The organism is Sediminitomix flava (assembly GCF_003149185.1).
Taxonomy (GTDB): Bacteria; Bacteroidota; Bacteroidia; order Cytophagales; family Flammeovirgaceae; genus Sediminitomix; species Sediminitomix flava.
Window position 1 is genome coordinate 737,242 of sequence record NZ_QGDO01000002.1, and the last position, 24,186, is coordinate 761,427.

Here is a 24,186-nt window from a genome sequence, read left to right on the forward strand (position 1 = left end):
CAATTACATTTCATTTCTAATGACTAGACAAGCGAACACTATCTGTAAAAACCTAATTGCAGTACTTGAAGAACCTAACTTCATCATGAACATCGGAAATGTAATCCGTAATGTGAATGCTTTAGGAGTGGAAAAACTCTATGTTGTTGATAGCAAGAAAAGGTTAGAGGATAATTTGGAAGAAATGCGAAAACGGAAATCTTTACTCAAACATTCTGTTTCAGCAATCAAATGGACTGAAGTAAACAGGTTTAACTCTACAGAAGAATGTCTTCAGCAATTAGAAAAGGATCATTACACTTCGGTTGTAACCTCTCCATACATCAAAGGGAAGAAAAATGCTATTCTACACGAAGGAGTTTATACCCAAGAAAAATTAGCGGTTTGGTTTGGGAATGAATCTGATGGCATTAGCAATCTTGCCATTGAAAAAAGTGAGCTTTGTATTCAAATGGAAATGTTTGGACAAGTAGACAGCCTAAACCTTGCTACTTCCACAGGAATAGTATTATACGAAATTACCAAACAAAGACGATTAGCAAATTTGGTTGATCTAAAGTAAATTGATCTTCTAATAATATTACTAAAAAGATTATAATATGAAAACGACTGCGACACACGACGATAGAATAGCCAATATGACCTTTAAGTCTGTTTATCCTCATTACGTCACTAAAGTTGAAAAGAAAGGGAGAACACTAGACGAACTTCATGAAGTGATTGAATGGCTTACAGGTTTTGATCAAAAGAAACTTGAAGAATTAATGGAGGAAAATGTGACTTTCCAAACTTTCTTTGAAAGAGCTACAATCAATCCTAATGCAGAGCTTATCAAAGGTGTAATCTGTGGTTATAGAGTTGAAGAGATTGAAAATACACTTACTCAACAAGTTCGTTATCTTGATAAACTTGTTGATGAATTAGCTAAAGGTAAAAAGATGGAAAAAATCTTAAGAAAAGCCTAACTTTTCCTTTAACCCCGAACAGCGATTGATGTACATATCGAAGTCGTACATCGAAAAACTTCGCATCCTTCAATCCTTATCTATAAATTCAGATCATTAAATACCTGACTAAAATCACACAAATGAGATTCTCCTTTTTAGTACTTTTTGTTCTTCCATTCTTTTCGTGTTCTCATGAAAACACAAATGAACAGAGTAATGAAATCATCGTTACGAAGTTTCAAGAATTACTTGATTCAGCAAAGCTTGAAGGAGCAATCCTAATTTATGATTTAGATCAGAATAAGTATTACACAAGTGATTCTGAAAAAGCTAAAATAGGAAGTTTACCAGCTTCAACTTTCAAAATCCCGAATTCGATCATAGCCCTAGAAACAGGTGTTGTTGAAAATGATAGTACACTGTTCAAGTGGAATGGAGAAAAAAGAGCTATGAAGATTTGGGAACAAGACCTCATTTTCAGAAATGCCTTTCATTATTCTTGTGTTCCTTGCTATCAAGAAATTGCTAGAGAAATAGGAGTGAAAAGAATGAACGAATACTTGGACAAATTAGATTATGGAAACATGGAGGTCGATTCTTCAAACATCGATTTGTTTTGGTTAAGAGGAAATTCTAAAATCAGTCCATTTCAGCAAATCGATTTCCTAAAGCGGTTTTATCAGTCTGAGCTTCCAATTAGTTCAAGAACAGAGGTAATCATGAAAAAAATAATGATTATCGAAGAAAATTCAGCGTATCAGTTAAGTGGAAAAACAGGTTGGTCAACCGATAAAAATATAAATAATGGATGGTTTGTCGGATATATTAAAAAAGGAAACAAGGTCTATTTCTTTGCTAATAACGTACAACCAAAACCTGAATTCGACATGAAAAACTTCTCTTCAGTGAGAAAGAAACTTGTTTTTCAAGCCTTAGAACATTTGAAAATTCTATAGCGTAAACCGTCGTTAATCATAAACTTCACTTCACTGCATACTTTTTTAGGGATTATGAAAAACTGGATACTTTTTCTGTGCATCATTTCCACACATGTTTCTTTCGGACAAAAAATCGATGCAACCTATGTCAATAATTACTTCGATAGTCTAAATAAGATTAATAAATTTAGTGGACAAGTATTGATTGCAAAAGGAGAAAATATCTTATATAAAAATTCCTTTGGGGAAGCGAATTATTCAAGTCATCAATCGTTCAATGACTCTACCCGATTCCAAATAGCTTCTCTCTCAAAACAATTTACCGCAAGTGCAATTTTACTTCTTCAAGAAAGAGAATTGCTCAACATAGACTCCGCCTTTGTAAATTATTTTCCCGAATTTCCTTTCAAGGGTATTACCATAAGGCAAATGCTCAATCATACTTCTGGATTACCCGAGTTTTTTCCAAAGATGACTAACGACATGAATACTACGATTGTCAATGGTAATCAGAAAATGATTGAAATGTTACAATCAAAAAAGTATAAACTAGAATTTGAACCAGGAACGCAATGGCAATACTGCAATATTTCATACTGTCTTCTTGCTTCACTGATCGAAAACCTAAGTGGAAAATCCTATGATACATTTATGAAAGAAAACCTCTTTCTTCCTGCGCAAATGTATCATACAACAGCAGAACTCACCACCGACATTCGAACGATTAAAGGAGATAATCTTGCTCTTGGGTATGTCTATGATAAAACGACAAAGAAATTCATCAGAGCTGAAGAATTACCTCAATTTAATTTGGTGTATTGGCTAGGTGGATTTTATGGAGATGGTTCTGTCATTTCTACAGCCTCAGATCTTTTAAAATGGAGTCAAGCCTTAAAAAATACCTATCCTCTTTCTCAAAATATTGTAGAACAACTTACCGAGATCCAATACCTCAAAAGTGGCGAAAAGGCTAATGCTTGGGGAAATCACTATGGACTAGGTTGGTCTATTCTTAATTCTCAAATTGGGTTAGAAGGAAAAATCATAGAACATTCGGGAGAACAACCAGGCTTTAGAGCTAGACTTACCATCGCTTTAGAACATGATTTGACAATTGTTATTCTTTCAAACCTAGAAATTGAAAGGTTTTGGGAATTACAGATTTTGTCCAAAGCCATTTCTTCTCCACAATAAAAGGATATGCAAGAACTTATAAATTCCATCAATCATTATATTCCTCTTAATTCAGAAGATATTACTTGGCTCCAAAACACTGTTGAGCAAAGAGTTTATCAGAAAAATGAGGTCATCTTTGAGCAAGGAAAAATATCTGATGAAATCTATTTTGTCACAAAAGGTTGTGTACGGCTTTTCTACAATGTAGATGGAAATGATAAAACTGCATTCTTTTATACCGAAGGTAAATTTATCTGTGCGGGAGAAAGTTTTACTTATAATGTCCCTGCCATTGAAAGTTATCAAGCAATTGAAGAGACGGAGATTTATGTTTTCACCAAATCTAAGTTGCTTGACCTTCATGAAAAAGCTCCCAAATTTGAAGTCATTGCCCGTATTGCCACCGAAGATGAGTTGATTACCTGTCAGAAAGTGATTGCCTCATTTGTCACCAAATCGGCAGAAGAAAGATACCTTGATCTTCTTGAAACTCAAGGAGAGCTTTTTCAGCGTGTACCTCAACAATACATTGCATCATTCTTAGGTGTTTCTCCCGAAACATTGAGCCGCATAAAAGCAAGAGTGTACAAGAAACTGCATTCTTGACGATCGTCAAGAGAACTCGGTACTGCGAAAACTACTTTTGTAAAAAACGATCAATACAATGGATTCAAAAAAAGTATTAGTAGCAGGAGCAACAGGCTATCTCGGACAGTTTTTAGTGAAAGAATTGAAAGAAAGAGGCTATTGGGTTAGGGTTTTGATTCGGAAAGAAAGTCAAAAAAAACGCTTTGATAAAGTAGATGATTTCTTCATTGGGCAAATCACACAAGCTGACTCTCTGGAAGGTATTACTGAGGGAATAGATTGGGTATTTTCAAGTATCGGAATCACACGTCAGAAAGATGGAATGACCTATATGGATGTGGATTATCAAGGTAATTCAAATTTGCTTAAAGAAGCTTTAAAAAATGAGGTAGAAGCATTCCAATACATATCAGCCATTAATGGAGATAAACTCAAACAGCTTAAAATTTTTGAAGCTAAAGAGAGATTTGTTGATGAATTAAAAGCTTCAAAAATCAAATCTTGTGTATTAAGACCAAACGGATTTTTCTCAGATATGAGAGACTTCTTAAATATGGCAAAAGGCGGAAGAGTTTATCTTTTCGGGGATGGGAATTTTAAACTCAACCCAATTCATGGGGCTGATCTAGCAAAGGTCTGTGTCGATAAAATGATTGAAGGCATTGAAGAAGAAACTGTTGGTGGAATGGACATTTTGAGCCAGAATGAATTGGCTGAACTAGCTCTTAAAGCATGGGGAAAACCCAAGAAGGTTACTCATCTTCCCGATTGGATTAGAACAACGACTATCAAACTACTGCGAGCACTTACTTCTTCTAAGACTTATGGCCCTGTCGAGTTTTTCATGACGGCAATGGCTAGCGATAATATTGCTCACAAATATGGAACACACAAACTTGAAGACTTTTTCAATGCTGAAGTTCAAGCTTTAAAAGAAAAACTGTAAAACTAACTAGATAGTTTAATACTCATTTATTCCGTAGATTGGTATATATTTTACACCTCAATGCCAATCAACATATGCTTGAAACTACCTATTCCATCCATAAAGAAGACATTCGTATCACTTGCTCCGATCAATTTCAACTAGCAGGAACTCTCTATAAGCCACAAACAAATACCAAAGGTGCTATTATGTTGGCTCCCGCTACAGGTATACGAAGAAGGTTTTACAATTCATTCGCCACTTTCCTTGCAGAACAAGGCTTTGGTGTTATTAGCTTTGAAAATAGAGGTATTGGTGATTCTATCAATGGTTCAATTAATAGCATAAATGCATCTTTAGTGAATTGGGGTGTATTAGATATGAGGGCTGTTTTGGAAGAGTTGAAATCTCAGTTTCCAAATCAGAGTTACCACTTAGTTGGTCATAGTGCAGGCGGACAACTGGTTGGGCTTATGGAGAATGCTTCTGAGCTCAAATCAATGTTTAGTTTTGCCTCATCTTCGGGCAGTTTGAGTAATATGGAATATCCATTTAAGTTTTCAGCATTATTTTTCCTTAACTTCTTTATTCCTTTTAGTAATTTATTTTTTGGGAAAACAAATTCACAATGGGTTGGTATGGGAGAACCTCTTCCTAAAAAAGTAGCTAGCCAATGGAGTAAATGGTGCAACAGCAAAGGTTATGTAGAAGCTGATTTTGGAAAAGAGATCAAAAACCATCATTACAATACGTTGTCACGTCCTTCTATGTGGCTCTATGCAACTGACGATGGGATTGCCAATCATAAAAATGTAAATGATATGGTGCGAGTTTTTCCTAAATCAGAAACTGAAATTGTAGCACTCCATCCAAAAGAGTTAGGCATAAAAACATTGGGACATATGAGTTTTTTCAGCTCAAAAAATAAAAATTTGTGGAAATACGCATTAGACTGGTTAAAGAAAAATGAATAAAGCAGACTTAAAATTTATCCAAGAATGGGGCGAAACCAGAAAAAAAGGGCGCTGGTATTACGGATTGAAAGTAGGGGGAATACAAGGAGTAATTTTCGCTTTATTATCGGGAAGCTTCCATTACTTTTTTGATCGACCTTACGATCCGCCATATACATTTGATCGTTTTCTGACTGAAAGTACAACTTATGTGATTCTTTGGATGATCGGGAGTGCGACAATTATGTGGTGGCAAATGGAAAGAATGTATAAGAAACGACTTCAAAAATTGGAAGATGAAGAGTCTGCCGATAACGAATTATAAAATAAGAACGACATCCTTCAATAGTTTCTAAACTTGAAGGATGTCGTTCTTTTATGACGAAATAAAGTTTATTTCAACTTCTTGAAATGAATGGCTTGCCCACCACTTTCTTTCATATCGATATTCAAAATATCTGATTTACTCACTTTCTGATTTCTGATTTCATAAGCCGTTGGATTATTCTCCAAATCCGTTTTTTCAGAATCTGAATAAATTACCGCTTCATAAGTTGCTCCTTCATCCAAGAAATCTAAAGAAATTTCTAAGCTTCTCTTTTCTTCATCCGTAATTGCTCCCAAATACCAATCATTTCTATTCTTACGGGCAGTTACTACATAATTACCAATTTCAGCATCCAATACTTTTGTATCATCCCAATTCACAGGTACATTTTCGATAAACTGGAAAGCAGGATTTCCTTCATAATGCTCTGGTAAATCTGCCGCCATTTGTACTGGAGAATAAATAACAACATACAGTGCTAATTGCTTTGCGAGTGTTGTATGTACTCGGTTATCTGGACGATATTCATCAAAAGTAAGATTGAATATACCTGGCGTAAAATCGATTGGTCCACCTAGCATTCTCGTAAATGGAATTACGGTGGTGTGCCAAGGTTTATTTCCTCCCTGCGCATCCCAAGCATTGTACTCCTGTCCTCTCACACATTCTCTCGAAAGCATATTTGGGTACGTTCTTCGGACACCTGTTGGTTTAATAATTTCATGACCAACAACCATCACTTTATTTTTTGCAGCTACTTCTAGTACTCTTCTGTAATGCTGTACCATTCGCTGACCATGATGATGATATGCTTTTCCATGAATATCTACAGGTCCTTCACCTCTTACGTAACCTGTTTTTACCGCTGGTACACCATTTTCATTGTAGTATTTGAAAGCATCCTCCAACTGATCTTCATAAACTCCTACATCTCCACCTGTTTCGTGATGACCAATCAAGAACATATCATGATCTTGTGCATATTTAGTAAGCTCTTGCATATCAAAATCAGGATAAGGAGTGGTAAAATTGAAGTTTTTCCAACCTCTCTCCCATCCATAATTCCAACCTTCTACAAGCAATCCTTTCATTTCGTGTTTGCTCGCAAAGTCAATGTATTTCTTAACATTCTCGGTATTTGCAGCGTGTTTTTTATCAATCCCTTTTCCAGCCTTAAATGCATCTTTTTGTTCTTGTAAAGATAGATGTTCTAAATCTGCTGCGTTTTTATTTTCCCAAGTACCTTTATTCAAGTGCATTTCCCACCAAATACCCATATACTTAGCAGGATGAATCCATGAAGTATCTTCAATTTTATTTGGCTCATTCAAGTTGACAATCATCTGAGATTCGATCAATGCACCAGCTGTTTCAGCAATTTGTACCGTACGCCAAGGTGTTTTCATTGGCGCAGCATGTTTTACTTTTACAGGACTATCTGGGCTGATTGGCACAAGTTGAGAAACTAAGACATTCGAACTATCTTTATTCAATAGTGTCATGCCAGCAAAATCAGTAAGTGCTGCTTCATGGATACTCAAATAAAGACTGTCTTGCGTTCTGAAGGTAGCGGGTGTATTTGCCGATGGCATTTCTGATAGTTTTGTTTCTTGATATCTTAACTCATAAGAATCAAACTGTGCTTTTTGCCACCAAGCAGTAGGATCGCCTACAAGTCTGAACTCCGTCACTTCATCCAAAATCTCGAATTCCTTTAGGTTTGCCTGCTCTGGGAATTCAAATCTAAAAGCGATACCATCATCATAAGCCCTGAAGACCAACTTCATTTCTTTTGCTATTGCACCTTTCTGTGTAAGCGTCAAAATCAATTCTTCTGCTTTATTGGTAAATTCAGCATATTCACCCCAAACTGGAGTCCATATTTCATCAATAGAATTCTCTTCAACAGCAACCAATTCAAAATTGGATGACATATCAATAGAATCGCCAAACTCAAATCCCAATTTCGAAGATTCAATAACTGCGACATCCCCTCTGAATACTTGATAAGTCGGTTCTCCGTCCGAGTTCAACGAAAATTCAATTCTATTTTTTCCATCAGGAGAAGATACGGTTGTATCAAAGTTTTTTACACTCTCTTTGTTACAAGAAAACAAAACAGCCAAACTAAGGCTAAGTGTGATAAACGTGGTTAAGTTTCTTATTATTTTCATATTTTTGACAGCGTTAGTTGTGAGCAAGTTGCAACTTGAAGGAAGTTTTAAGAATGATAAAAATTACCTTTTTACACTTCAAGGAATTTCGAGTAGATCAATAATATCGTTTTCATTTGAAAATCACATGATTGGAGAACAAAAAAAGTAGTAAATAGAAGCCCTTATGCAAGACCAAACGTATTATACATATTTACAATCTCCGATCGGTTGGATTGAAATTGAGAGTTCTTCTGTTGGAATTACATCTTTGCGCTTCACCGAATCGGAACCTCAGAGAGAAAAAATCGAGAATAAAATCACGTTACAATGTAAAACTGAATTGGAAGAATACTTCAGAAAAGAACGTAAACAATTCAGTGTTTCATTAGCTCCTGAAGGAAGTGAATTCCAACAAAAAGTTTGGAAAGCCTTGAATGAAATTCCATATGGAACAACGACTTCTTACGGTAAAATAGCGGAGATTTTGGGTGATCCGCATGCGGTTCGAGCAGTCGGAAAAGCCAACGGAAGTAACCCTATCGCGATCATTGTTCCTTGCCACAGAGTAATTGGCGCTTCTGGAAACCTCACAGGTTATGCTTGGGGCTTGGACAAAAAGCAATGGCTTCTCAAATTGGAGCAAGCAGCTTTTCAGACAACTCTATTTTAAAATCCCTTTACCTACATAAAAACACTTTATCGTCTTTTTACTTGTTTAAAAGGGATAAAAATTGAATTAAGATCAATAGATTCTAACTAGACTATGAAATATATACACATACTTCTTTTTTCTTTTCTAATGTCCTTTTCGCTATCTGTAGTCGCTCAAAAAAAGGGACAAATAAGTTCTGTTGAACTCTCGATAGAAGAGAAAAAGCCTTACATCACGACTTATAAAGGACTTTTTTACCTAAGATCAATTTCACAAAACAGCTTTGAACTAGGTATCAAAAATGCACCTTTGAAAGAAACTGCTCCTCTTCTATTATTAGATTTTGAGGAAGATATTTATAGCAGTTCGCCATTCTTTGGTGTTTCATATTTGCACTTCACCTCTGAAGACCAAAAAGAAGAGACTACTGCTATTACAACAGCTCAAGGAGGACGAATCCATAAAATTTCAAAAACTAAAAAGCAGCTGCCATTCAATATTCAGACTACAGAAAGTATCAAAAATTCTGAGATTGAGTTTGTCGCTTCTGAAAAGCTTCTAAAGATCAAACTCACGGATGAATTAGGAGATTACTTCATTGTTTTTTCATTACCTAAAAAAATAGCTACTGCTAACTTTTCTGATGGCAAAGGACAATCTTCTGGCACATCTTTAAAAGGGGCACAACTTTCTGCTAGCTTTGAATTCCCTCAAAAAAAGAAAAAGAGTCTAAATATTGATATCGCTGTTTCTACCAAATCTTTTGAAAAGGCTATAGCCCAACTTAAGAACGATGTCACGGCCTATTCGACAGATCAATTAATGTTGAGTTCGTTCAGCACATGGAAACTATTTGGTGATGAATTCGAGTTTCAGCCCAATGATGAACTTAAAATGAAGTTCTTCAATCCTCTTTACCTTATTTACAGAAATCTCTCTGTAGAAGATGGAATTTACAATCCTTATGCACTACCAACTGATTGTCATTCTGTAGCTTTAATTTCCTTACTCAATCCTTCAATTTCTACAGAACTCGCTTCAAGTATTTGGGCTAATACTGCTGAGAAGCAAGAATTACCTAGTTTACCTGCTCAAACACTAATGGCAATTCATCCTTCAAAAGACCTTGAGCTTTTGGCCAAAGTGAAGACACTCTATCAAAATACAACTTCATTTATGCCTATTCAAGAAGCCTATCAGAATTATATCAATGCTAGTATTTTAGCTCATTTAGGTGAAAGAAGTAGTGCGAGAAGCTTGTATCAAGAAGCATTCAAGTTTAGAAGATTGATGAATGATCAACATGAAGCAATTCTTGATACAAACGGGAAACCTTTAGAGAAACCAGAAAAACTCATTCTACCCTATGATCTAATGCCTGAAAAAGGAGCAACATCAGTTGCTAGTTTATATGCAGAAATGGAAAAAGGTAGTTTCACTTCAGAAGAAGCACTTCAACTTTCAGAAGTTATCGGAATGTATCCAATTCTTCCTACTGCTCAATATTACAGTATTAGTGTTCCAAAACTTGATGTACTAAAAAGTGAAAACTTACAAATCAAAAAAGATGGAAGTGAAAAATATATTGGCGAGCTAAAATTAAATGGGGAGCTACAAACAAATGCCTATATCCAAATAAAAAAGCCCGATACTAGTCTCGAAATAATGACTAACGCTGAGGCTAAAGAGCTAAAACTTGTTCCTAGCTTTACTGAAAGAACATCATTTAATTATGAAGCTAAAACGTTTATGCCTTTTACTCTTTCAGATACTGATAGTTTTGAGGATAAACTGAAAATTGATCTTAGCTGTAATGATGAAGGAGCAGAAATGTATTACACTGTTGATGGTAGCGAGCCGTCTTTAGATTCAAGAAAATATACCATTCCATTCTTTATCACGAAAGATTGTACCCTAAAAGTAAAAGCGATTAAAAATGGCATGTCTTGGAGTGATACGTTAGAGAAGCAATATACTCGAACAGATAAATAGTATTCGAAACTTATTCAAAAAAAGAGTCCTCATTCATTAAATTTGAATGAGGACATTTTTATTAGTCTTGAAATAAATTATTTTCTTTTGACTTTTCATACCAATCAGTATTAGAATCACCCCCCGATCGTCCCCACTCTCTAAATTCAGGAAATGCCAAAATGATGTTCACCCCTTCTTTCGTATGCTTAAAATCTTCATCACCAATAATCATCTCTATTCCCCAAGGATGATTCTCAGATGATTTATACCAAATATCCTCCAATGGAATACTTGCATCTGCTTCCGTTCCAAAATAAGCATCATTCGCTGCAGATGTTGGCGGAAAAAACGGTAAATGCACTTCCTTGCCTCTATCCCACCTATCAAACAAATAAATCATTGTACACATATTCGTAGGAATAGTTGAAGATGGGGAGAATGACACTTCAAACCTTGTTGTATCAGGTGTATGCGTCGGTCCTTCGCCATTATTATTATAAAACTCTGATTGAATAAAATGTAAGTCTTCAGTCACATAAACCCCTGCCGTATAAAGAGCATCATGCATTTTTACTGTTTCTCCACCTGTCACATCAGATACGATATTGGAAGGTAGAGACTTGTACATAATTTTATCCGCAGTGCTTTCATCTCTGACAAACTGAAAGCCTAAACCATGTCTATTAATACCACCTACGGCATCCAAAATCAATTCATAGTTTCCCTTGTAAAGTTGATTTTCTGAATTGAAATGATGCTTTTGGTTAAAGCGGAGCACTAGATCATTGAAATCAAAATCACCTTGTTCGGGCCATAAATCTTCCATAGCCACCACTTTATAACCTTTGTAAGGAATTTTATAGCTAATGGCTAATTCAGGATTAGTTGGTGCGTCATCTTCTGAGTCTACCACGCCATCCAAATCTGAATCCATCTCACTTATACTCGGTTTATTTCCAAAATAAGGATCGAAAGATGTATCAGCTAGCTGTCCAAAAGTGAAATCGCCCGATTGATTTTTGGGATAGATTTTGACTAAATTCTGTGACGGAATGTCTAGATATAGGGTTCCTGTTCCGATAGGTAACTCCAAATAAAATGAAGACAAATCTGAATGTATAATTTGAGCAGCGACTAAGCTTCCATTCTCATCTCTGACATTTACTCTTTTGTTTTCTAGCTCTAGTCCTAGATCAGAAAAGTCGATGTTTACAAACTGTTTTTGAGAAAGTGACCATGAAAAATTATCTGGAACACTAATCGATTGGAAAGATGGTGGGTCTGGGTCGTCACTTGAAAATAGACAAGAGGATAAACCTACGAGCATAGCCGTAGGAAGTAATAATGCTGTTAGTCTCATGTTTGGTTTGTTAGTTTTGATTCTGAAACAACAGAACCAATTATTGAGTTTATAGGGGGCTAAATTGTCTGCAAACTTTATATTAATTAAAGATTTATTTCATAAAACTTTATTTTCAATATTCTTTTTTAAACTAATAGGTAAATAGATTTGCAGATTAGTTTTTGTATCGACGATTTTTTACAGATTATTTCATGAAAAAATTATTCAGAGCTTTGCTAGTTGCCATTATCTTACTGTTTTTAAGTGTTATCATATTCTTCTTTTGGGCAAAATCTCCTAATTTACCCAAGCAAGAGTATGCTACTACAAAGGTTTTTGAGGATATTTCAGATGCTACAAATTCATCTGATACCATACAAATTGTCAGTTATAATCTTGGATACTTATCTGGTATGACAAACAATGAACCTGTAAGACCTACCCAAGAATTCTATGATAAGAACCTTAAGAAGGCAAAAGAAGTCATAAAATCTATAGATGCAGATATTATAGGATTTCAAGAAATTGACTATGGTAGTAAACGTTCTTACGAAGTAGACCAGCTTGATCAGATGGCTCATGCTAGCGGACTGAAATACGCTGCTCAAGCTGTCAATTGGGATAAAACCTATGTGCCTTATCCTTACCTCCCGGTCACAGTACATTTTGGTAAAATTATTTCAGGGCAATCTATATTGAGTAAATTCCCTATTCTGTCTCACGAAAGAGTAGTTTTAGAAAAAGTAGCTTCCGCACCATTTTATTACAATGCCATTTATTTAGATCGACTTTTACAAATCAGTAAAATAGCATTGAATGGACAGGAAGTTATTTTCATGAATATTCATACAGAAGCTTTTGACAAACCAACTCGCGTAAAACAGACGCAGTTTATTTATGAGCAGTTTAAAAAATATGCAAAAGAATTTCCTGTCATCTTAGTCGGTGATTTTAACTCTCATCCAGTCTCTGAATCCGCTGATGAAGCTGCCATTCAAATCTTCTTAAAAGACAATGAAATAGGCTCTTCTTGTCCATCAGAACTTTTAGGAAAACAAGAAATGATGACTTACCCTTCAGACCAACCAAAAGAACAATTAGACTATATTTTCTTTACTAAAGCTCATTTTAAGCAATTGGAATGGAAAGTTCTTTATGAGTTTGGAGAAGTATCTGATCACCTGCCAATCAGTGTAAAGCTTGCCTTCAAAAATGAAGAGGCAAATGCCCAACAATTTGACAAAAGTTCAGTTTATAAATCAACGAAGTAATATTTCTCATTTTAATCATTCACTGATGCTTTCTATATTTGAGGGCATCAGTGTCTAATTTGTGGATAAACCTAATTAATTATAATATTTCAATGTTTAGAGAACTTAATTCATTTTAATCGTTTTCTTACATAGGATAAGCCCGTAATGATTACATAAAATGAACAAACTTTGGTCTAGGAAAATATTAATATCAACTATTAGTGTACTTGTACTTATTGTTGGAGTAATTACATTTAGCTACTTCACAATTGAGTTTAAGGCAGCCCCGTTTATCTACAAAGATGTAGATGCTCTACCGAAACAAGAGGTTGGGCTGATTTTGGGTACCAGTAAAAAACTAGCTAACGGTAGCTCAAATCCATATTTCACTAATCGTATTGAAGCCGCGACCAAGTTATTTCAAGAGAAAAAAGTCAAATACCTTATCGTAAGTGGGGACAATCGCACCCATTATTACAACGAACCACGAGACATGTACCAGGCATTAGTCAAAAACGGAATTCCAGAAGATGTGATTTACATGGATTATGCTGGTTTTCGCACACTCGATTCTGTCATTCGTTGTAAAGAAATTTTCGGACAAGATAGCTTTATTGTGATATCTCAACCATTCCACAATAAGAGAGCTATTTACCTTTCCCGCCAATCGGGTATTCAAGCATATGGATATAATGCAAAAGATGTTTCGGCTCAAAGAGGTGTCAAAGTCCAAGTTCGAGAAGTATTTGCCCGAGTTAAAGCACTCCTTGATGTTTATTTTGAAGTAGAACCTAAATTTCTAGGGGATCGAATTTATATTGGGGAACAAAGAGAACAAGACAAGTCAGCTATTCCTACTAATGAAATAGCTGTAAAATTTTAATTCAATTTAGAAACCTAGTCTTTAATCTCTCACAAAGGCTTCAGAATAATCCTCAAACATTTCAATTAAGTCTTTTGTAACCTCGCCTACTTTTCCATTATTAAAGACTTGTTCTTCTACCTGTCTGATAGGTACAATTTTCTTTCCTGAACCAGAAATAAAGACTTCTTTGGCACTCTTTAAATCGTCAAGGTATAAGTCTGTTTCTTCAAACTGATATTTTCCTTCTACCATTTTTTTGATGTGCTTTCTAGTAATCCCTAATAATACATCATCCTTAGCCGTCTTTATCACATTGTTCTGATCTACAATGTAGAAATTACTACGAGTAAGCTCAGACAGTTTCCCATTCATATGAAATAATACATCTGCGGCACCTGCCTCAGCTAATCTTACTTTCTGATAAATTCCCATCAGATAATTAATAGTCTTCACTTCTGGGATATCTCTTCTATATTCAAGTGTCAGTAATTTCAAGCCTTTTTCATAGGCTTGCATATTCCACTCAATCGCAGGTTCATTATAAATAATTAGACTTGGTTCGCCAATTTCATAAGACTCTTCGGTGTAACCTCCTGTCAAGATTAAACGAAAAGTACTATCCATTACTTGGTTTTCTTCAATCAATTTTAAAACCTGTTGATGAACCTCTTCTTTTGAGAATGGCATCGGTATTCGGAGTGTTGCCGCTGAATTGAAAAATCGGTCTAAATGATCTTCTATAAAAAGTGGCTTTAGGCCAATGCATCTGAAATAATCAAAGATTCCATATCCTCTCATTAAAGCTAAATCTCGTACAGAGACTGTTGCATTTTCTTTTGAAGTCAGCTTACCATTTAGTATATATTTCATAGAAATCTCATTTTTGTTCGTATTCTCAATATGCTAAAAAAGTATCATATTTTACTTTCTTAGTTTTGAAGATGTATTTGTTCGTATGGTAAAGCAATTGTAAAAGTGGTGCCTTGCCCTTCTTTACTATCAACCGACACAATACCATCATGCAAGTCTGTAAAATGCTTTACCAATGCCAACCCTATTCCTGTTCCAGAATGGTTCTTGGCATTGTTTGCTCTAAAAAACGGAGAAAAAAGATTATTAATTTCAGAAGATGGTATTCCGATCCCTTTATCCTGAACATGGAGTGCGAACTCTTTCTCTCTAAAATCACAAATTACTAAAGGAAACCTGCGTTCTGGATCAAACTTCAAAGCATTGTTTAGCAAGTTGATAATGCACTGCTCGATAAGAGATGGATCAAAAGCTAATTCACGATATGTTCCTTTTATTTGAAGAGGGACTTTTTGCACTCGATCTTCTACTGGATAAGACTCTATCACCTCTGTTAAAAAAGTTATTGGGTCTGACTTAATTGGTGAGAATTTGATTTGCTGGGTTTCCATTTTCCCGAAATTAAGAACCTTCTCCATCATCTTCGTAATCCGAGAAATGGCAACATAAATCTTTTGAAACTGCTTATCGGTTCTCTCTTTTACATTCTCTGGTAGATATTTTTTGACTGTAATATCTACAATCTCAGAAGAACTGTGGATAATAGTCATTGGGGTTCTAAACTGATGAGAAACCATAGCTACAAACTTATTTTTCAGTTTATTCAGCTCTCTTTCTTTATCCAAAGCGACTTGTAGTTCTTTCTCTTTTTTCAGTAATACATTTTGTCTCCTTTCTTCATTCCTTTTGAATAAAAAGACAACCGTAGATGTAAACAGAAGCATTTGTACCCAATGAATGGTCGCAGAAACCACATCAATTTTAGAAGGTGCTAACCAATGTGAGTAATTCACTTCTAAGTAGATAAATAAGCCTAAATAAAATAAACTACCCGTTAAAAAAAATGGGTATTGCTTTCGGCTATAAAGATGCATGTCCACTAAAAAAGCAGTCACGAAAGTAAGAGGTAAAGTACCTTTTATTCCTCCATTCTCCTTCCAATCAAAAAATATCGAAAGTGCTTCTACAAAAGTTAGAATAAAAAGTGATGGTGTATATTTTTTATAGAACCTAGACAAAACATAACCTATTCCAGATAGTAATGCTTGTAAAGGCATCAGACTTCGGAAAATTTCACTGATCTGATCAACAGGTACTAAAAAATAAGTAAGTGCATTAGCTAATGAAACAAAGAAAAGAATCCCACTCATCATCTTAAACTCCAACTCTTTTTCTTCATAAGTTCCTATTATGAAACTAAATACATTAATTCTTTTCATTTGAACTTTGGGTTAGAGTGGTAAAATTGAGATTAGGTAAATCTGTTGTTGGAAGCGAGACTACAACTTTTGTCCCTTCATTTTCCTTACTCTCTATTGTAATTTTTCCTTTATGCAATTCAATCAATAATTGGGTTATCGTTAGACCAATACCTGTTCCTTTTATATTCTTAGCATTTGAAGCCCTAAAAAATGGATCAAATATTCGACTAGATTCATTTTGGGGTATTCCAATTCCATTATCAGAAATAATAATATTTAAATTGTCTTCTTTAAAAATGATGGTGATCGCGATAACAGGAAGAGGCTCACTAAATTTAAGTGCATTTGATAATAGATTTGAGATACAAACTTCCATCAGATTTGGGTCAATTGAAACCTCACACGGAGTTCCTTCAACCTTAAAATTCTCAAGAGAAAGCGCGTTTTTTAAAGGGTAATTTTTGATGGTTGAAGAGATAAAAGAAACTGCATTTATTTTAGTTGGGAAAAACTCAATTTCTTTATTCTTTATCCGATTATAAAAAATCACTCCTTCCATCATGTTGGTTAAAGAATCAATGGCACTGTAGACATTAGAAAACTGCTTTCTACTTCTTTTTTCTTCAAACTCAGATTTTACTGCTGAAGCGCTTAATTCTAACAATTCGGTAGAACTCCTAATCACAGTCAAAGGTGTTCTGAATTGATGCGAAATCATGGATATAAACTCTTCTTTTACTTTATTTTGCACTTGTTCTTTCTCTAGAGCATTTGCAAGGGCTTTTTCCTTTTCCAATAATCTCTCTTCCCACTTTTTATATTGATTTTTAAATAGAATCAAGATTGAAGTTGTAAAAAAAGACATCATCACCCAATGGACAATTCGTAGCTCTTTAGGTACGACATCTGAGATTCTTATATGTGAGAAATTAAATTCTAAAAAAATGAAGCAACTTATAATTAAGATTTCTCCTATAATAAGTTGAGAATAGTACTTTCTAGGAAAACATTGGATAAAAACTACTAAATGGACGATAAATGAGGTCAACAGAATTCCTTCCACTCCTCCATTCAGATACCAATCCACAAACAATAAAGTTGTTAGTGATGCTGTAAAAACTAATAAAGCAGTTAAAAATCTATTCTGAAACCTTGATAAATAAAACGCACTTGAAATAAGTACTCCGACAAAAAGTAAAGTATAATATAATGGTGCTGGTAGTATCAATTTATCAATCAAAAACCCGCTGAGAATAGTCGCAATACCCCCAATCAATGAAATACCATTTAAAACTCTTTGTTCTAAAGGGTATTTATCGACTTCACCAACAATCGATATTTTTTTGAGCGATATGAATAATGACTTAATCAAACAGTAGACGAATCTTGATGGTATTCTGAGGTATTCTTATGAGGTACTAATTGATAAGGCAGAAAAATATTAAAACGACAACCTTTATACTCTTCACTTTCTACAAAAATTCTACCTCCGTGCATTTCAATAAATTGTTTCACCACAGAAAGTCCAATACCTGTTCCTTTAATATTTGCGACATTCTGTGCTCTATAAAATGGTAAAAAAAGCTTCTCTTGAGCCTCTTTAGGAATACCTAAACCTTCATCTGTTACTGAAATCAGTACATGTTCCTTCTTAAAATCAAGAATAATTTCAGGAAACCTCTTCTGAGGGTCATACTTAATGGCATTCGAAATCAAGTTTGAAATACTATGATCAATTAAATTTTTGTCTAACAACAACTGTTTAGGCTCTCCTACTACTTTAAGTTTCTTTATTTCTGATTGGTACTCAAGAGGGTACTTTTCAATCAAACCTTCCAACAATTTTACCAAGTCTGTTTCCACAGGTTTAAACTGTACACCATCAGATTCAACCTGTCCAAAAGCCAATACCCTTTCCATCATTGTAGTCACATTTTTAATGGATTCATGTATCCGATTGAACTGTTTATCGACTTTCCCCTTTTCTCTTTCAGCTAACTTATTTGCCGTATATAATTCAATCAATTCAGTTGAACTTGTAATCGCAGTCAGAGGTGTTCTAAACTGATGCGAAACCATAGATATAAATTGACTTTTAAGCGTATTCAACTCTTTTTCTTTCGCCAATGCTTTTGCTAATTTTTCATCTTTTTCTTTTAGTGCGATTTCCCACTTTTCATACTGTGTTCTAAACAGAATCAAGATAAAAGAAGTGAAAATCGTCATCATGATCCAATGTACCACTCTTAAAGAGATACTTACTTCTGTGGTACTTCTGAGGTGAGAGAAATTAAATTCTAAAAACAAGAATGATAAAAAAATGAAGATTGCCCCTATGATGATATGAAGGTAGAAACGCTTGGGAAAACACTGTAAGCTAATGACCAAAACGACGATGTAGGAAATAGGTAACATCTCTCTCAACCCGCCATTCTGAAACCAATCACTAAACAACATCACTACCTCTGAAAAAGTAAAAGCTAACAATGCAATATAGTATTTGCCATAAAATCGAGATAAAAAATACCCTAAAGCACTGGCTATTCCATTAAGAAACATGGCATATTGAAAAGCTTTTGGTAGGTCTTCCTCATTCATACCAAAAGCACTTCCCAAAGTACCAATACCTCCAATTAATAAAATTCCATGAAGTACACGTTGTTCTAAAGAGAATTTATGTACTTCACCTACAATAGATAATTTTTTGAATGATATGAGTTTCTTAAGAATCACTTTATATACTTTGGGTTCTAGCTTGATTGAGAAATTGGTAGTTTCTTAATGGGTTTTAAGGGTAAATTTATGTAGAAACAACTCCCCTCATTTTCTTCGCTTTCTACGCTAATTGTTCCTTGATGTAATTCTACAAAACGCTTCACCACAGATAACCCGACACCCGTTCCTTTGATATTAGATACATTATTTGCCCTAAAAAAGGGTGAAAACAGCTTTTCCTGTTCTTCTTTCGGGATTCCGATACCTCTATCTTTTATAGCTATAATGACTTGTTCTTCTTGAAAATCAATAGAAACATCGGGTGTTCTGTGCTGAGGGTCATATTTAATAGCATTAGAAATCAAGTTATCAATGCTATGCTCCATTAGATTCTGGTCAAATAAAATATTTTGAGATGTACCTAGTACTTTAAGTTTTAGGTCTTGGTACTTACCTTTTGATTGATATTTACCTATTATTTTATTTAACGTCTGAACAAGGTCTTGAGATGATGGCTTGAACTGTACCTGCCCTGATTCTATTTTTCCTTGATCCAAAATTCGTTCCATCATACTCGTTACCAAATCTATAGCATCATAAATTTGATTAAACTGTTTATCTAAACGATTCTTATCTTCTTCTTTTAGTTTCTTCGCTGTTTGTAAAGCAATAAGCTGGGCTGAACTCTGAATAATGGTCATTGGTGTTCTAAACTGATGAGAAACTATTGAGATGAATTGATTCTTTATAGCATTCAGTTCTTTTTCTTTTTCAAGTGCTAGCGCAAGTTTCTTCTCCTTTTCTAAAGTTTCTTTCTCCCACTTTTTATACTGAGACTTAAACAGAAGTAAAATTGAAAATGAAAACGTGATCATCATTCCAAAATTAAAAATGAGTAACGCTGTTGTTACTTCCCTTCCGTATAGTAAATGCGTAAAATGAAGTTCAAGAATCACATAAGCCAGAAATAAGACGATAGCACCGACAATCAGATGACGAATATAGTGAGATGGATAAAATTGTACATTCATCATCAAAACCACGATAAAGCATATAGGCACAACCCCTCTCAAGCCTCCGTTCTCAAACCAAGCAAGAGTTATAATACTGATCTGAACTCCTGTCAAGAGTATCAAGGCTAGTAAAAATTTATCCCAGAACCTTGAAGCAATATATCCTAAAACACAGATGGTTCCAGTGACATACAGCGCCAAACTAAAAGTGCTTGACATCCCTCCTTCTGGTAGGACTAATGGCGTCATTATATTTCCAGAACCACTTAGTATGAGTATTCCATTTAGAACTCTCTGTTCTAAGGGTAAATCATTTAAACCTCCGAAAATTGACTCTTTCGAAAATGATATGTGCTTTATGTTTTTTAGCAAGATAACTGATTCTTAAGCTTCAACTTTCTTTGATTCTATGGACGATCTATAGGGTAATTTGATGGTAAACTCACTCCCTTCATTCACCTTACTCCTAATTAAGATTTTCCCACCATGTAGCTCTATGAAATGCTTTACCACAGCCAAACCAATACCTGTTCCTTTATATGTCCCTACATTTTTAGCTCTATGGAAAGGGGTAAATAACTTTTCCTGATCATCTTCAGGAATGCCTATCCCTTTATCTATCACAGATAATTCCAGATGTTCATCTTGGAAGTTTATAATGATTTGTGGAAAGCGACTCTGCGTATCATACTTTATTGCATTTGAAATAAGGTTTGAAACACTATGTTCTATTAGGTTTTTATCAATGTTGACTTGAATAGGATCTCCCTTAACAATTAGCGCTTGTTTATGAATATCCGAGCTTAAGGGATACCTTAAAATCAACTGTTCTAAAAGCCCCACCAAATCTTCTTTCGTTGGTCTAAAGTTTATTTTATTCGACTCTACTTCTCCAAAAGCTAGCACACGTTCCATCATAGTCGTTATGCCATCTATCGAATCATAAATCCTGTGAAACTGCTTATTGACTTTCTCCTTATCATTTATGGATAACTTTTGAGCAGTGTGTAACTCAATCAATTCTGTAGAACTATGAATAACAGTCATTGGGGTTCTGAACTGATGTGAAACCATGGAAATAAACTGATTCTTTAAACCATTCAATTCCTTCTCTTTCAAATAAGCCTCTTTCAATTCTTCCTTCTGTTTAGTCAATAATATTTGAGCTTTATCATATTCATTTCGGAATAAAATGAGTACTGATAAGCTGAATATTATCATGATAAGCCAATGAACGATGTGTGTATATTTTGAAATATTACTGTAAACAATGACCTCAGGAAATGTTAGTTCTAAAAAAACAAATAGCATAAAAAGTAAGCCACCAACTAACAGTACATGATTGGAATATTTTCTAGGAAAAAGGTGATAATCCAAAATTAAAAATGTAACGAATGACAAAGTTAACGTCCCGCTTACACCACTATTATCTTTCCACTCAAAAAGAAGTATTGATACTTGCATCAGAACATATAAAAATAGTCCTATCACAAACTTCTGATACACTCGAGTACAGATATACCCAACTAAAGATAGAAAGACATAAAATGAAAGAAGGTTTATAAAACTAGAGGACAAATCTCCAATTGATAAAAAAATGACAGCAATTAAATCTCCAACCATAGCCCCAAAAAAGACACCATTCAACATTCTCTGAGCGAGCGTCAATGTTTGAGAATCACCAATAAGTTGAATTGCTATTTTTTTGAGTAACATATAAACTTTTTGAATAGTCAGATATAGTTAATGTACCAAATCTCAGCTATTTGAAGTAAAATTTGCTATTCGAAAACTCTAGACTTACAACATTCTCCTTCTACAGTGCAAACCTATTCTGTTTATAGAAAAAGAAATAAAAAAAGCAGCCTGATTTCTCAAGCTGCTTTCCTACATTTTCCATCACAAAGAATGTAACAATATTTAGATCTAGCATCTAAAAATGCTATTAAAAGACTTCGTTTATAGTAAAATTCTGTTTATTAAAATCAAAAGATTCTCCTACCGATTTCCCTAACAAAACTTTCGCGATTGGAGCTTTTGGTGAAATCACAAAATAAGTATCCCCCTCAAACTCTACAGGTCCAACATGAATAGCTATAAAGAAATTTCCATGAGAAGTCTTAACTATAGCTCCTTTTCTGATGATTGTCTGTTCATCTTGAATATTAAGCTGTAATAAGTCTTTTTTTGTTTCCAACAACTCATTCAACTGCTCTGCATTCAACTCCCTCGTGATATGACTCATCGCACGGCTCGTATCGTGCTTATCTCCAGCAGTACTACGTTCTTCTGCATTGGCTGAAGCCTGTGCACTTTCCATTGCTTGCTGTGCATGAGCGATACGTTGCTCATGAATCTCTAAACACTTCTCTAGTATTTCTTGTTTAATAGCTGTCGAATCCATCTTATATTTATGTAATCCAATTAATTGATTACAAAGTTACAGTTTATTTCATGGAACAGAATCCTTTATACCCAGTTTTTCTAAAATTAGACCGTCTCAAAATGTTAATCATTGGAGCTGGAGTTGTCGGTCATGAAAAACTTTTTTTCATTCTCAAAAACAGCCCCAATCCAAATATCAAAATAGTTTCTAAAGAAGTAAGCACCGATGTTACCGATCTTATTGCTGAAAAAAAAGTAGCTATTGAGGTTGAAGAAAGGGCTTGGGAAGAAAAAGATATTCAAGAAGCTCAGATCATTTTGGCAGCTACAAACGATAGGGCTACAAACCTTGAAATTTATGAGGTAGCCAAAAAGTATGACAAAATCATCAATGTAGCAGATACACCTGACCTATGTGATTTCTACTTAGGTTCTGTGGTTACTAGAGGTAACTTGAAAGTAGGTATTTCTACAAATGGAAAGTCGCCAACTTTTGCCAAACGTTTGAGAGAAATCTTGGAAGAAGGATTACCGCATGAAACCAATGAATTATTAGATCATTTGGAGTACTTCCGTAATCAGCTTAGAGGAGATTTTGAACACAAGGTGAAAGAATTAAATGAATTGACTGCGAGTTTGAAACTCAAAAATAAAGATAAAGAGTAATTCACACTTCGTTAAATAATAATAAATAACGCCAAAGCTACTTAGACTGAATATCAATTCACTGAATATGACGTATGCCTAAGCAAAAGCACCAAAAATCAACTGCTATGCAAAAAATAATATTTTTTCTCATGTTGTTGCTTCCTGTCATAGGCTGTTCACAGAATACAAGCACTAAAAATGATTCGAAAGCCATGAGTCAAAAAGAATTCAACAAACTAACTCCCTTTGAAGAATATGTAATTGTGAACAAAGGGACGGAACGTCCATTCACAGGGCGTTTCAACGAGCATTTTGAAACAGGAGTCTACACCTGTAAACGTTGTGATACACCACTTTACAAATCAGAGGATAAGTTTGCTTCTCATTGTGGATGGCCAAGCTTTGACGATGAAATTGAAGGTGCAGTACGTAGAGAAACAGATGCAGATGGTAGAAGAACCGAGATTCTCTGTAATTCTTGTGGCGCACACCTAGGGCATGTTTTTGAAGGTGAAAGACTTACTGACAAAAACGTAAGACACTGTGTCAATTCAGTATCAATGAACTTTATCCCTGCCAAAGCAGCGGAAACAACAAAAGAAGCCATTTTTGCATCGGGCTGCTTTTGGGGTACTGAATACTACTTATCAAGAGTAAAAGGAGTAAAATCGACCACTGTAGGCTACACAGGCGGAACAACCGATAACCCGAGCTACAAAGAAGTTTGTTCGGGGAATACAGGACATGCGGAAGCCATCAAAATTGAATACGATCCAAATTTGATTAGCTATGAAATGCTTGCAAAACTCTTCTTCGAAACACATGACCCGACGCAACTTAACCGTCAAGGGCCAGATATCGGGACACAGTATCGTTCGGCAATATTCTACCAAACAGAACAAGAAAAGGACACTGCAGTCACGCTCATTGCTCAATTGAAAGCCAAAGGTTATGATGTAGTCACTGAAGTTTCAGAGTTCGATAAATTCTGGCCTGCAGAGAACTATCATCAAGATTATTATGAAGGCACAGGGGGCACTCCTTACTGTCACAAATACGAAGAAAAGTTTTAAGGTCTGAATTAGAAATTCAGTAAG

The 24,186-nt window shown here is 34.9% G+C and carries 23 protein-coding genes; 14 read left to right on the forward strand and 9 right to left on the reverse strand.

The features are described from left to right. The first annotated feature begins 19 nt into the window (after window positions 1-19). From BC781_RS10115 to BC781_RS10150, 8 genes are all read left to right on the forward strand, one after another. Window positions 20-562: a TrmH family RNA methyltransferase gene (locus tag BC781_RS10115; RefSeq protein WP_109617185.1), complete on the forward strand. Its 543-nt coding sequence runs from the start codon at window positions 20-22 to the stop codon at window positions 560-562. Window positions 563-599: 37 nt separating this feature from the next. Continuing rightward, window positions 600-965 carry a DUF2200 domain-containing protein gene (locus tag BC781_RS10120; protein ID WP_109617187.1) on the forward strand — a complete coding sequence of 122 codons (366 nt, stop codon included), beginning with the start codon at window positions 600-602 and terminating at the stop codon, window positions 963-965. A gap of 122 nt (window positions 966-1,087) precedes the next feature. Further along, entirely contained in the window at window positions 1,088-1,903 is an 816-nt protein-coding gene (gene blaOXA / locus BC781_RS10125) for a class D beta-lactamase (RefSeq protein WP_109617190.1), read from the forward strand. 54 nt (window positions 1,904-1,957) lie between these two features. After that, window positions 1,958-3,079: a serine hydrolase domain-containing protein gene (locus BC781_RS10130; RefSeq protein ID WP_109617191.1), complete on the forward strand. Its 1,122-nt coding sequence runs from the start codon at window positions 1,958-1,960 to the stop codon at window positions 3,077-3,079. A gap of 6 nt (window positions 3,080-3,085) precedes the next feature. Continuing rightward, a complete protein-coding gene (locus BC781_RS10135) occupies window positions 3,086-3,667 on the forward strand; it encodes a Crp/Fnr family transcriptional regulator (RefSeq protein WP_109617193.1) in 582 nt (193 codons plus the stop codon). Window positions 3,668-3,725: 58 nt separating this feature from the next. Beyond that, a complete protein-coding gene (locus BC781_RS10140; protein WP_109617195.1) occupies window positions 3,726-4,595 on the forward strand; it encodes an SDR family oxidoreductase in 870 nt (289 codons plus the stop codon). 74 nt (window positions 4,596-4,669) lie between these two features. Continuing rightward, window positions 4,670-5,548 (forward strand): alpha/beta hydrolase family protein, encoded by an 879-nt coding sequence (locus tag BC781_RS10145; protein ID WP_109617198.1) that lies wholly within the window; start codon window positions 4,670-4,672, stop codon window positions 5,546-5,548. Beyond that, window positions 5,541-5,852: a hypothetical protein gene (locus BC781_RS10150; RefSeq protein WP_109617200.1), complete on the forward strand. Its 312-nt coding sequence runs from the start codon at window positions 5,541-5,543 to the stop codon at window positions 5,850-5,852. Before BC781_RS10145 ends, BC781_RS10150 begins: the two co-directional genes overlap by 8 nt. Before the next feature lie 68 nt (window positions 5,853-5,920). Here the strand turns inward: BC781_RS10150 and BC781_RS10155 are convergent, their stop codons facing one another. Continuing rightward, window positions 5,921-8,029 (reverse strand): glycoside hydrolase family 97 protein, encoded by a 2,109-nt coding sequence (locus BC781_RS10155; RefSeq protein ID WP_109617202.1) that lies wholly within the window; start codon window positions 8,027-8,029, stop codon window positions 5,921-5,923. A gap of 166 nt (window positions 8,030-8,195) precedes the next feature. Between BC781_RS10155 and BC781_RS10160 the strand changes: the two genes are divergently transcribed. Both BC781_RS10160 and BC781_RS10165 read left to right on the forward strand, forming a co-directional pair. Continuing rightward, window positions 8,196-8,681: a methylated-DNA--[protein]-cysteine S-methyltransferase gene (locus BC781_RS10160; RefSeq protein WP_109617204.1), complete on the forward strand. Its 486-nt coding sequence runs from the start codon at window positions 8,196-8,198 to the stop codon at window positions 8,679-8,681. A 93-nt stretch (window positions 8,682-8,774) separates the two neighbouring features. Continuing rightward, window positions 8,775-10,655, forward strand: coding sequence for a chitobiase/beta-hexosaminidase C-terminal domain-containing protein (locus BC781_RS10165; RefSeq protein WP_109617206.1), 1,881 nt, complete (start codon window positions 8,775-8,777; stop codon window positions 10,653-10,655). Between the two features lie 61 nt (window positions 10,656-10,716). Here the strand turns inward: BC781_RS10165 and BC781_RS10170 are convergent, their stop codons facing one another. Then, the gene (locus BC781_RS10170) at window positions 10,717-11,997 is read right to left on the reverse strand and encodes an LruC domain-containing protein (RefSeq protein WP_109617208.1); all 1,281 of its coding nucleotides are present in this window, start codon (window positions 11,995-11,997) and stop codon (window positions 10,717-10,719) included. A gap of 194 nt (window positions 11,998-12,191) precedes the next feature. Between BC781_RS10170 and BC781_RS10175 the strand changes: the two genes are divergently transcribed. Further along, on the forward strand, window positions 12,192-13,250 hold the full coding sequence (locus BC781_RS10175; RefSeq protein ID WP_109617210.1) for an endonuclease/exonuclease/phosphatase family protein: 1,059 nt from the start codon (window positions 12,192-12,194) through the stop codon (window positions 13,248-13,250). A 160-nt stretch (window positions 13,251-13,410) separates the two neighbouring features. Beyond that, on the forward strand, window positions 13,411-14,115 hold the full coding sequence (locus BC781_RS10180) for a SanA/YdcF family protein (protein ID WP_109617212.1): 705 nt from the start codon (window positions 13,411-13,413) through the stop codon (window positions 14,113-14,115). Between the two features lie 21 nt (window positions 14,116-14,136). On the opposite strand, the gene BC781_RS10185 is transcribed toward BC781_RS10180, so the two are convergent. From BC781_RS10185 to BC781_RS10215, 7 genes are all read right to left on the reverse strand, one after another. Then, window positions 14,137-14,967 (reverse strand): aminotransferase class IV, encoded by an 831-nt coding sequence (locus BC781_RS10185; RefSeq protein WP_109617214.1) that lies wholly within the window; start codon window positions 14,965-14,967, stop codon window positions 14,137-14,139. 59 nt (window positions 14,968-15,026) lie between these two features. Further along, window positions 15,027-16,346, reverse strand: coding sequence for a sensor histidine kinase (locus tag BC781_RS10190; protein WP_109617216.1), 1,320 nt, complete (start codon window positions 16,344-16,346; stop codon window positions 15,027-15,029). Then, entirely contained in the window at window positions 16,333-17,700 is a 1,368-nt protein-coding gene (locus BC781_RS10195) for a sensor histidine kinase (RefSeq protein WP_109617218.1), read from the reverse strand. Before BC781_RS10195 ends, BC781_RS10190 begins: the two co-directional genes overlap by 14 nt. Continuing rightward, a complete protein-coding gene (locus BC781_RS10200) occupies window positions 17,697-19,061 on the reverse strand; it encodes a sensor histidine kinase (RefSeq protein WP_109617221.1) in 1,365 nt (454 codons plus the stop codon). The genes BC781_RS10195 and BC781_RS10200 overlap by 4 nt, the downstream gene beginning before the upstream one ends. Window positions 19,062-19,078: 17 nt before the next feature. After that, window positions 19,079-20,428: a sensor histidine kinase gene (locus BC781_RS10205; RefSeq protein ID WP_109617223.1), complete on the reverse strand. Its 1,350-nt coding sequence runs from the start codon at window positions 20,426-20,428 to the stop codon at window positions 19,079-19,081. A gap of 12 nt (window positions 20,429-20,440) precedes the next feature. Continuing rightward, window positions 20,441-21,772, reverse strand: a complete 1,332-nt coding sequence (locus BC781_RS10210) for a sensor histidine kinase (RefSeq protein WP_109617225.1) — start codon at window positions 21,770-21,772, stop codon at window positions 20,441-20,443. 229 nt (window positions 21,773-22,001) lie between these two features. Further along, a complete protein-coding gene (locus BC781_RS10215; protein WP_109617227.1) occupies window positions 22,002-22,460 on the reverse strand; it encodes a GreA/GreB family elongation factor in 459 nt (152 codons plus the stop codon). Between the two features lie 50 nt (window positions 22,461-22,510). Between BC781_RS10215 and BC781_RS10220 the strand changes: the two genes are divergently transcribed. Together BC781_RS10220 and BC781_RS10225 are read left to right on the forward strand one after the other, a co-directional pair. Continuing rightward, window positions 22,511-23,107, forward strand: coding sequence for a precorrin-2 dehydrogenase/sirohydrochlorin ferrochelatase family protein (locus BC781_RS10220; RefSeq protein ID WP_109617228.1), 597 nt, complete (start codon window positions 22,511-22,513; stop codon window positions 23,105-23,107). Between the two features lie 107 nt (window positions 23,108-23,214). Beyond that, window positions 23,215-24,162 (forward strand): bifunctional methionine sulfoxide reductase B/A protein, encoded by a 948-nt coding sequence (locus tag BC781_RS10225; RefSeq protein ID WP_109617998.1) that lies wholly within the window; start codon window positions 23,215-23,217, stop codon window positions 24,160-24,162. The last annotated feature ends 24 nt before the right edge of the window (window positions 24,163-24,186 follow it).

Coding starts and splice junctions, on each gene's coding strand:
- BC781_RS10170 (WP_109617208.1), bottom strand. CDS start 11,997: ATGAGACTAACAGCATTATTACTTCCTACGGCTATGCTCGTAGGTTTA.
- BC781_RS10115 (WP_109617185.1), top strand. CDS start 20: ATGACTAGACAAGCGAACACTATCTGTAAAAACCTAATTGCAGTACTT.
- BC781_RS10130 (WP_109617191.1), top strand. CDS start 1,958: ATGAAAAACTGGATACTTTTTCTGTGCATCATTTCCACACATGTTTCT.
- BC781_RS10135 (WP_109617193.1), top strand. CDS start 3,086: ATGCAAGAACTTATAAATTCCATCAATCATTATATTCCTCTTAATTCA.
- BC781_RS10120 (WP_109617187.1), top strand. CDS start 600: ATGAAAACGACTGCGACACACGACGATAGAATAGCCAATATGACCTTT.
- BC781_RS10165 (WP_109617206.1), top strand. CDS start 8,775: ATGAAATATATACACATACTTCTTTTTTCTTTTCTAATGTCCTTTTCG.
- blaOXA (WP_109617190.1), top strand. CDS start 1,088: ATGAGATTCTCCTTTTTAGTACTTTTTGTTCTTCCATTCTTTTCGTGT.
- BC781_RS10180 (WP_109617212.1), top strand. CDS start 13,411: ATGAACAAACTTTGGTCTAGGAAAATATTAATATCAACTATTAGTGTA.
- BC781_RS10220 (WP_109617228.1), top strand. CDS start 22,511: ATGGAACAGAATCCTTTATACCCAGTTTTTCTAAAATTAGACCGTCTC.
- BC781_RS10215 (WP_109617227.1), bottom strand. CDS start 22,460: ATGGATTCGACAGCTATTAAACAAGAAATACTAGAGAAGTGTTTAGAG.
- BC781_RS10225 (WP_109617998.1), top strand. CDS start 23,215: ATGCAAAAAATAATATTTTTTCTCATGTTGTTGCTTCCTGTCATAGGC.
- BC781_RS10160 (WP_109617204.1), top strand. CDS start 8,196: ATGCAAGACCAAACGTATTATACATATTTACAATCTCCGATCGGTTGG.
- BC781_RS10185 (WP_109617214.1), bottom strand. CDS start 14,967: ATGAAATATATACTAAATGGTAAGCTGACTTCAAAAGAAAATGCAACA.
- BC781_RS10175 (WP_109617210.1), top strand. CDS start 12,192: ATGAAAAAATTATTCAGAGCTTTGCTAGTTGCCATTATCTTACTGTTT.
- BC781_RS10210 (WP_109617225.1), bottom strand. CDS start 21,772: ATGTTACTCAAAAAAATAGCAATTCAACTTATTGGTGATTCTCAAACA.
- BC781_RS10150 (WP_109617200.1), top strand. CDS start 5,541: ATGAATAAAGCAGACTTAAAATTTATCCAAGAATGGGGCGAAACCAGA.
- BC781_RS10140 (WP_109617195.1), top strand. CDS start 3,726: ATGGATTCAAAAAAAGTATTAGTAGCAGGAGCAACAGGCTATCTCGGA.
- BC781_RS10145 (WP_109617198.1), top strand. CDS start 4,670: ATGCTTGAAACTACCTATTCCATCCATAAAGAAGACATTCGTATCACT.
- BC781_RS10190 (WP_109617216.1), bottom strand. CDS start 16,346: ATGAAAAGAATTAATGTATTTAGTTTCATAATAGGAACTTATGAAGAA.
- BC781_RS10155 (WP_109617202.1), bottom strand. CDS start 8,029: ATGAAAATAATAAGAAACTTAACCACGTTTATCACACTTAGCCTTAGT.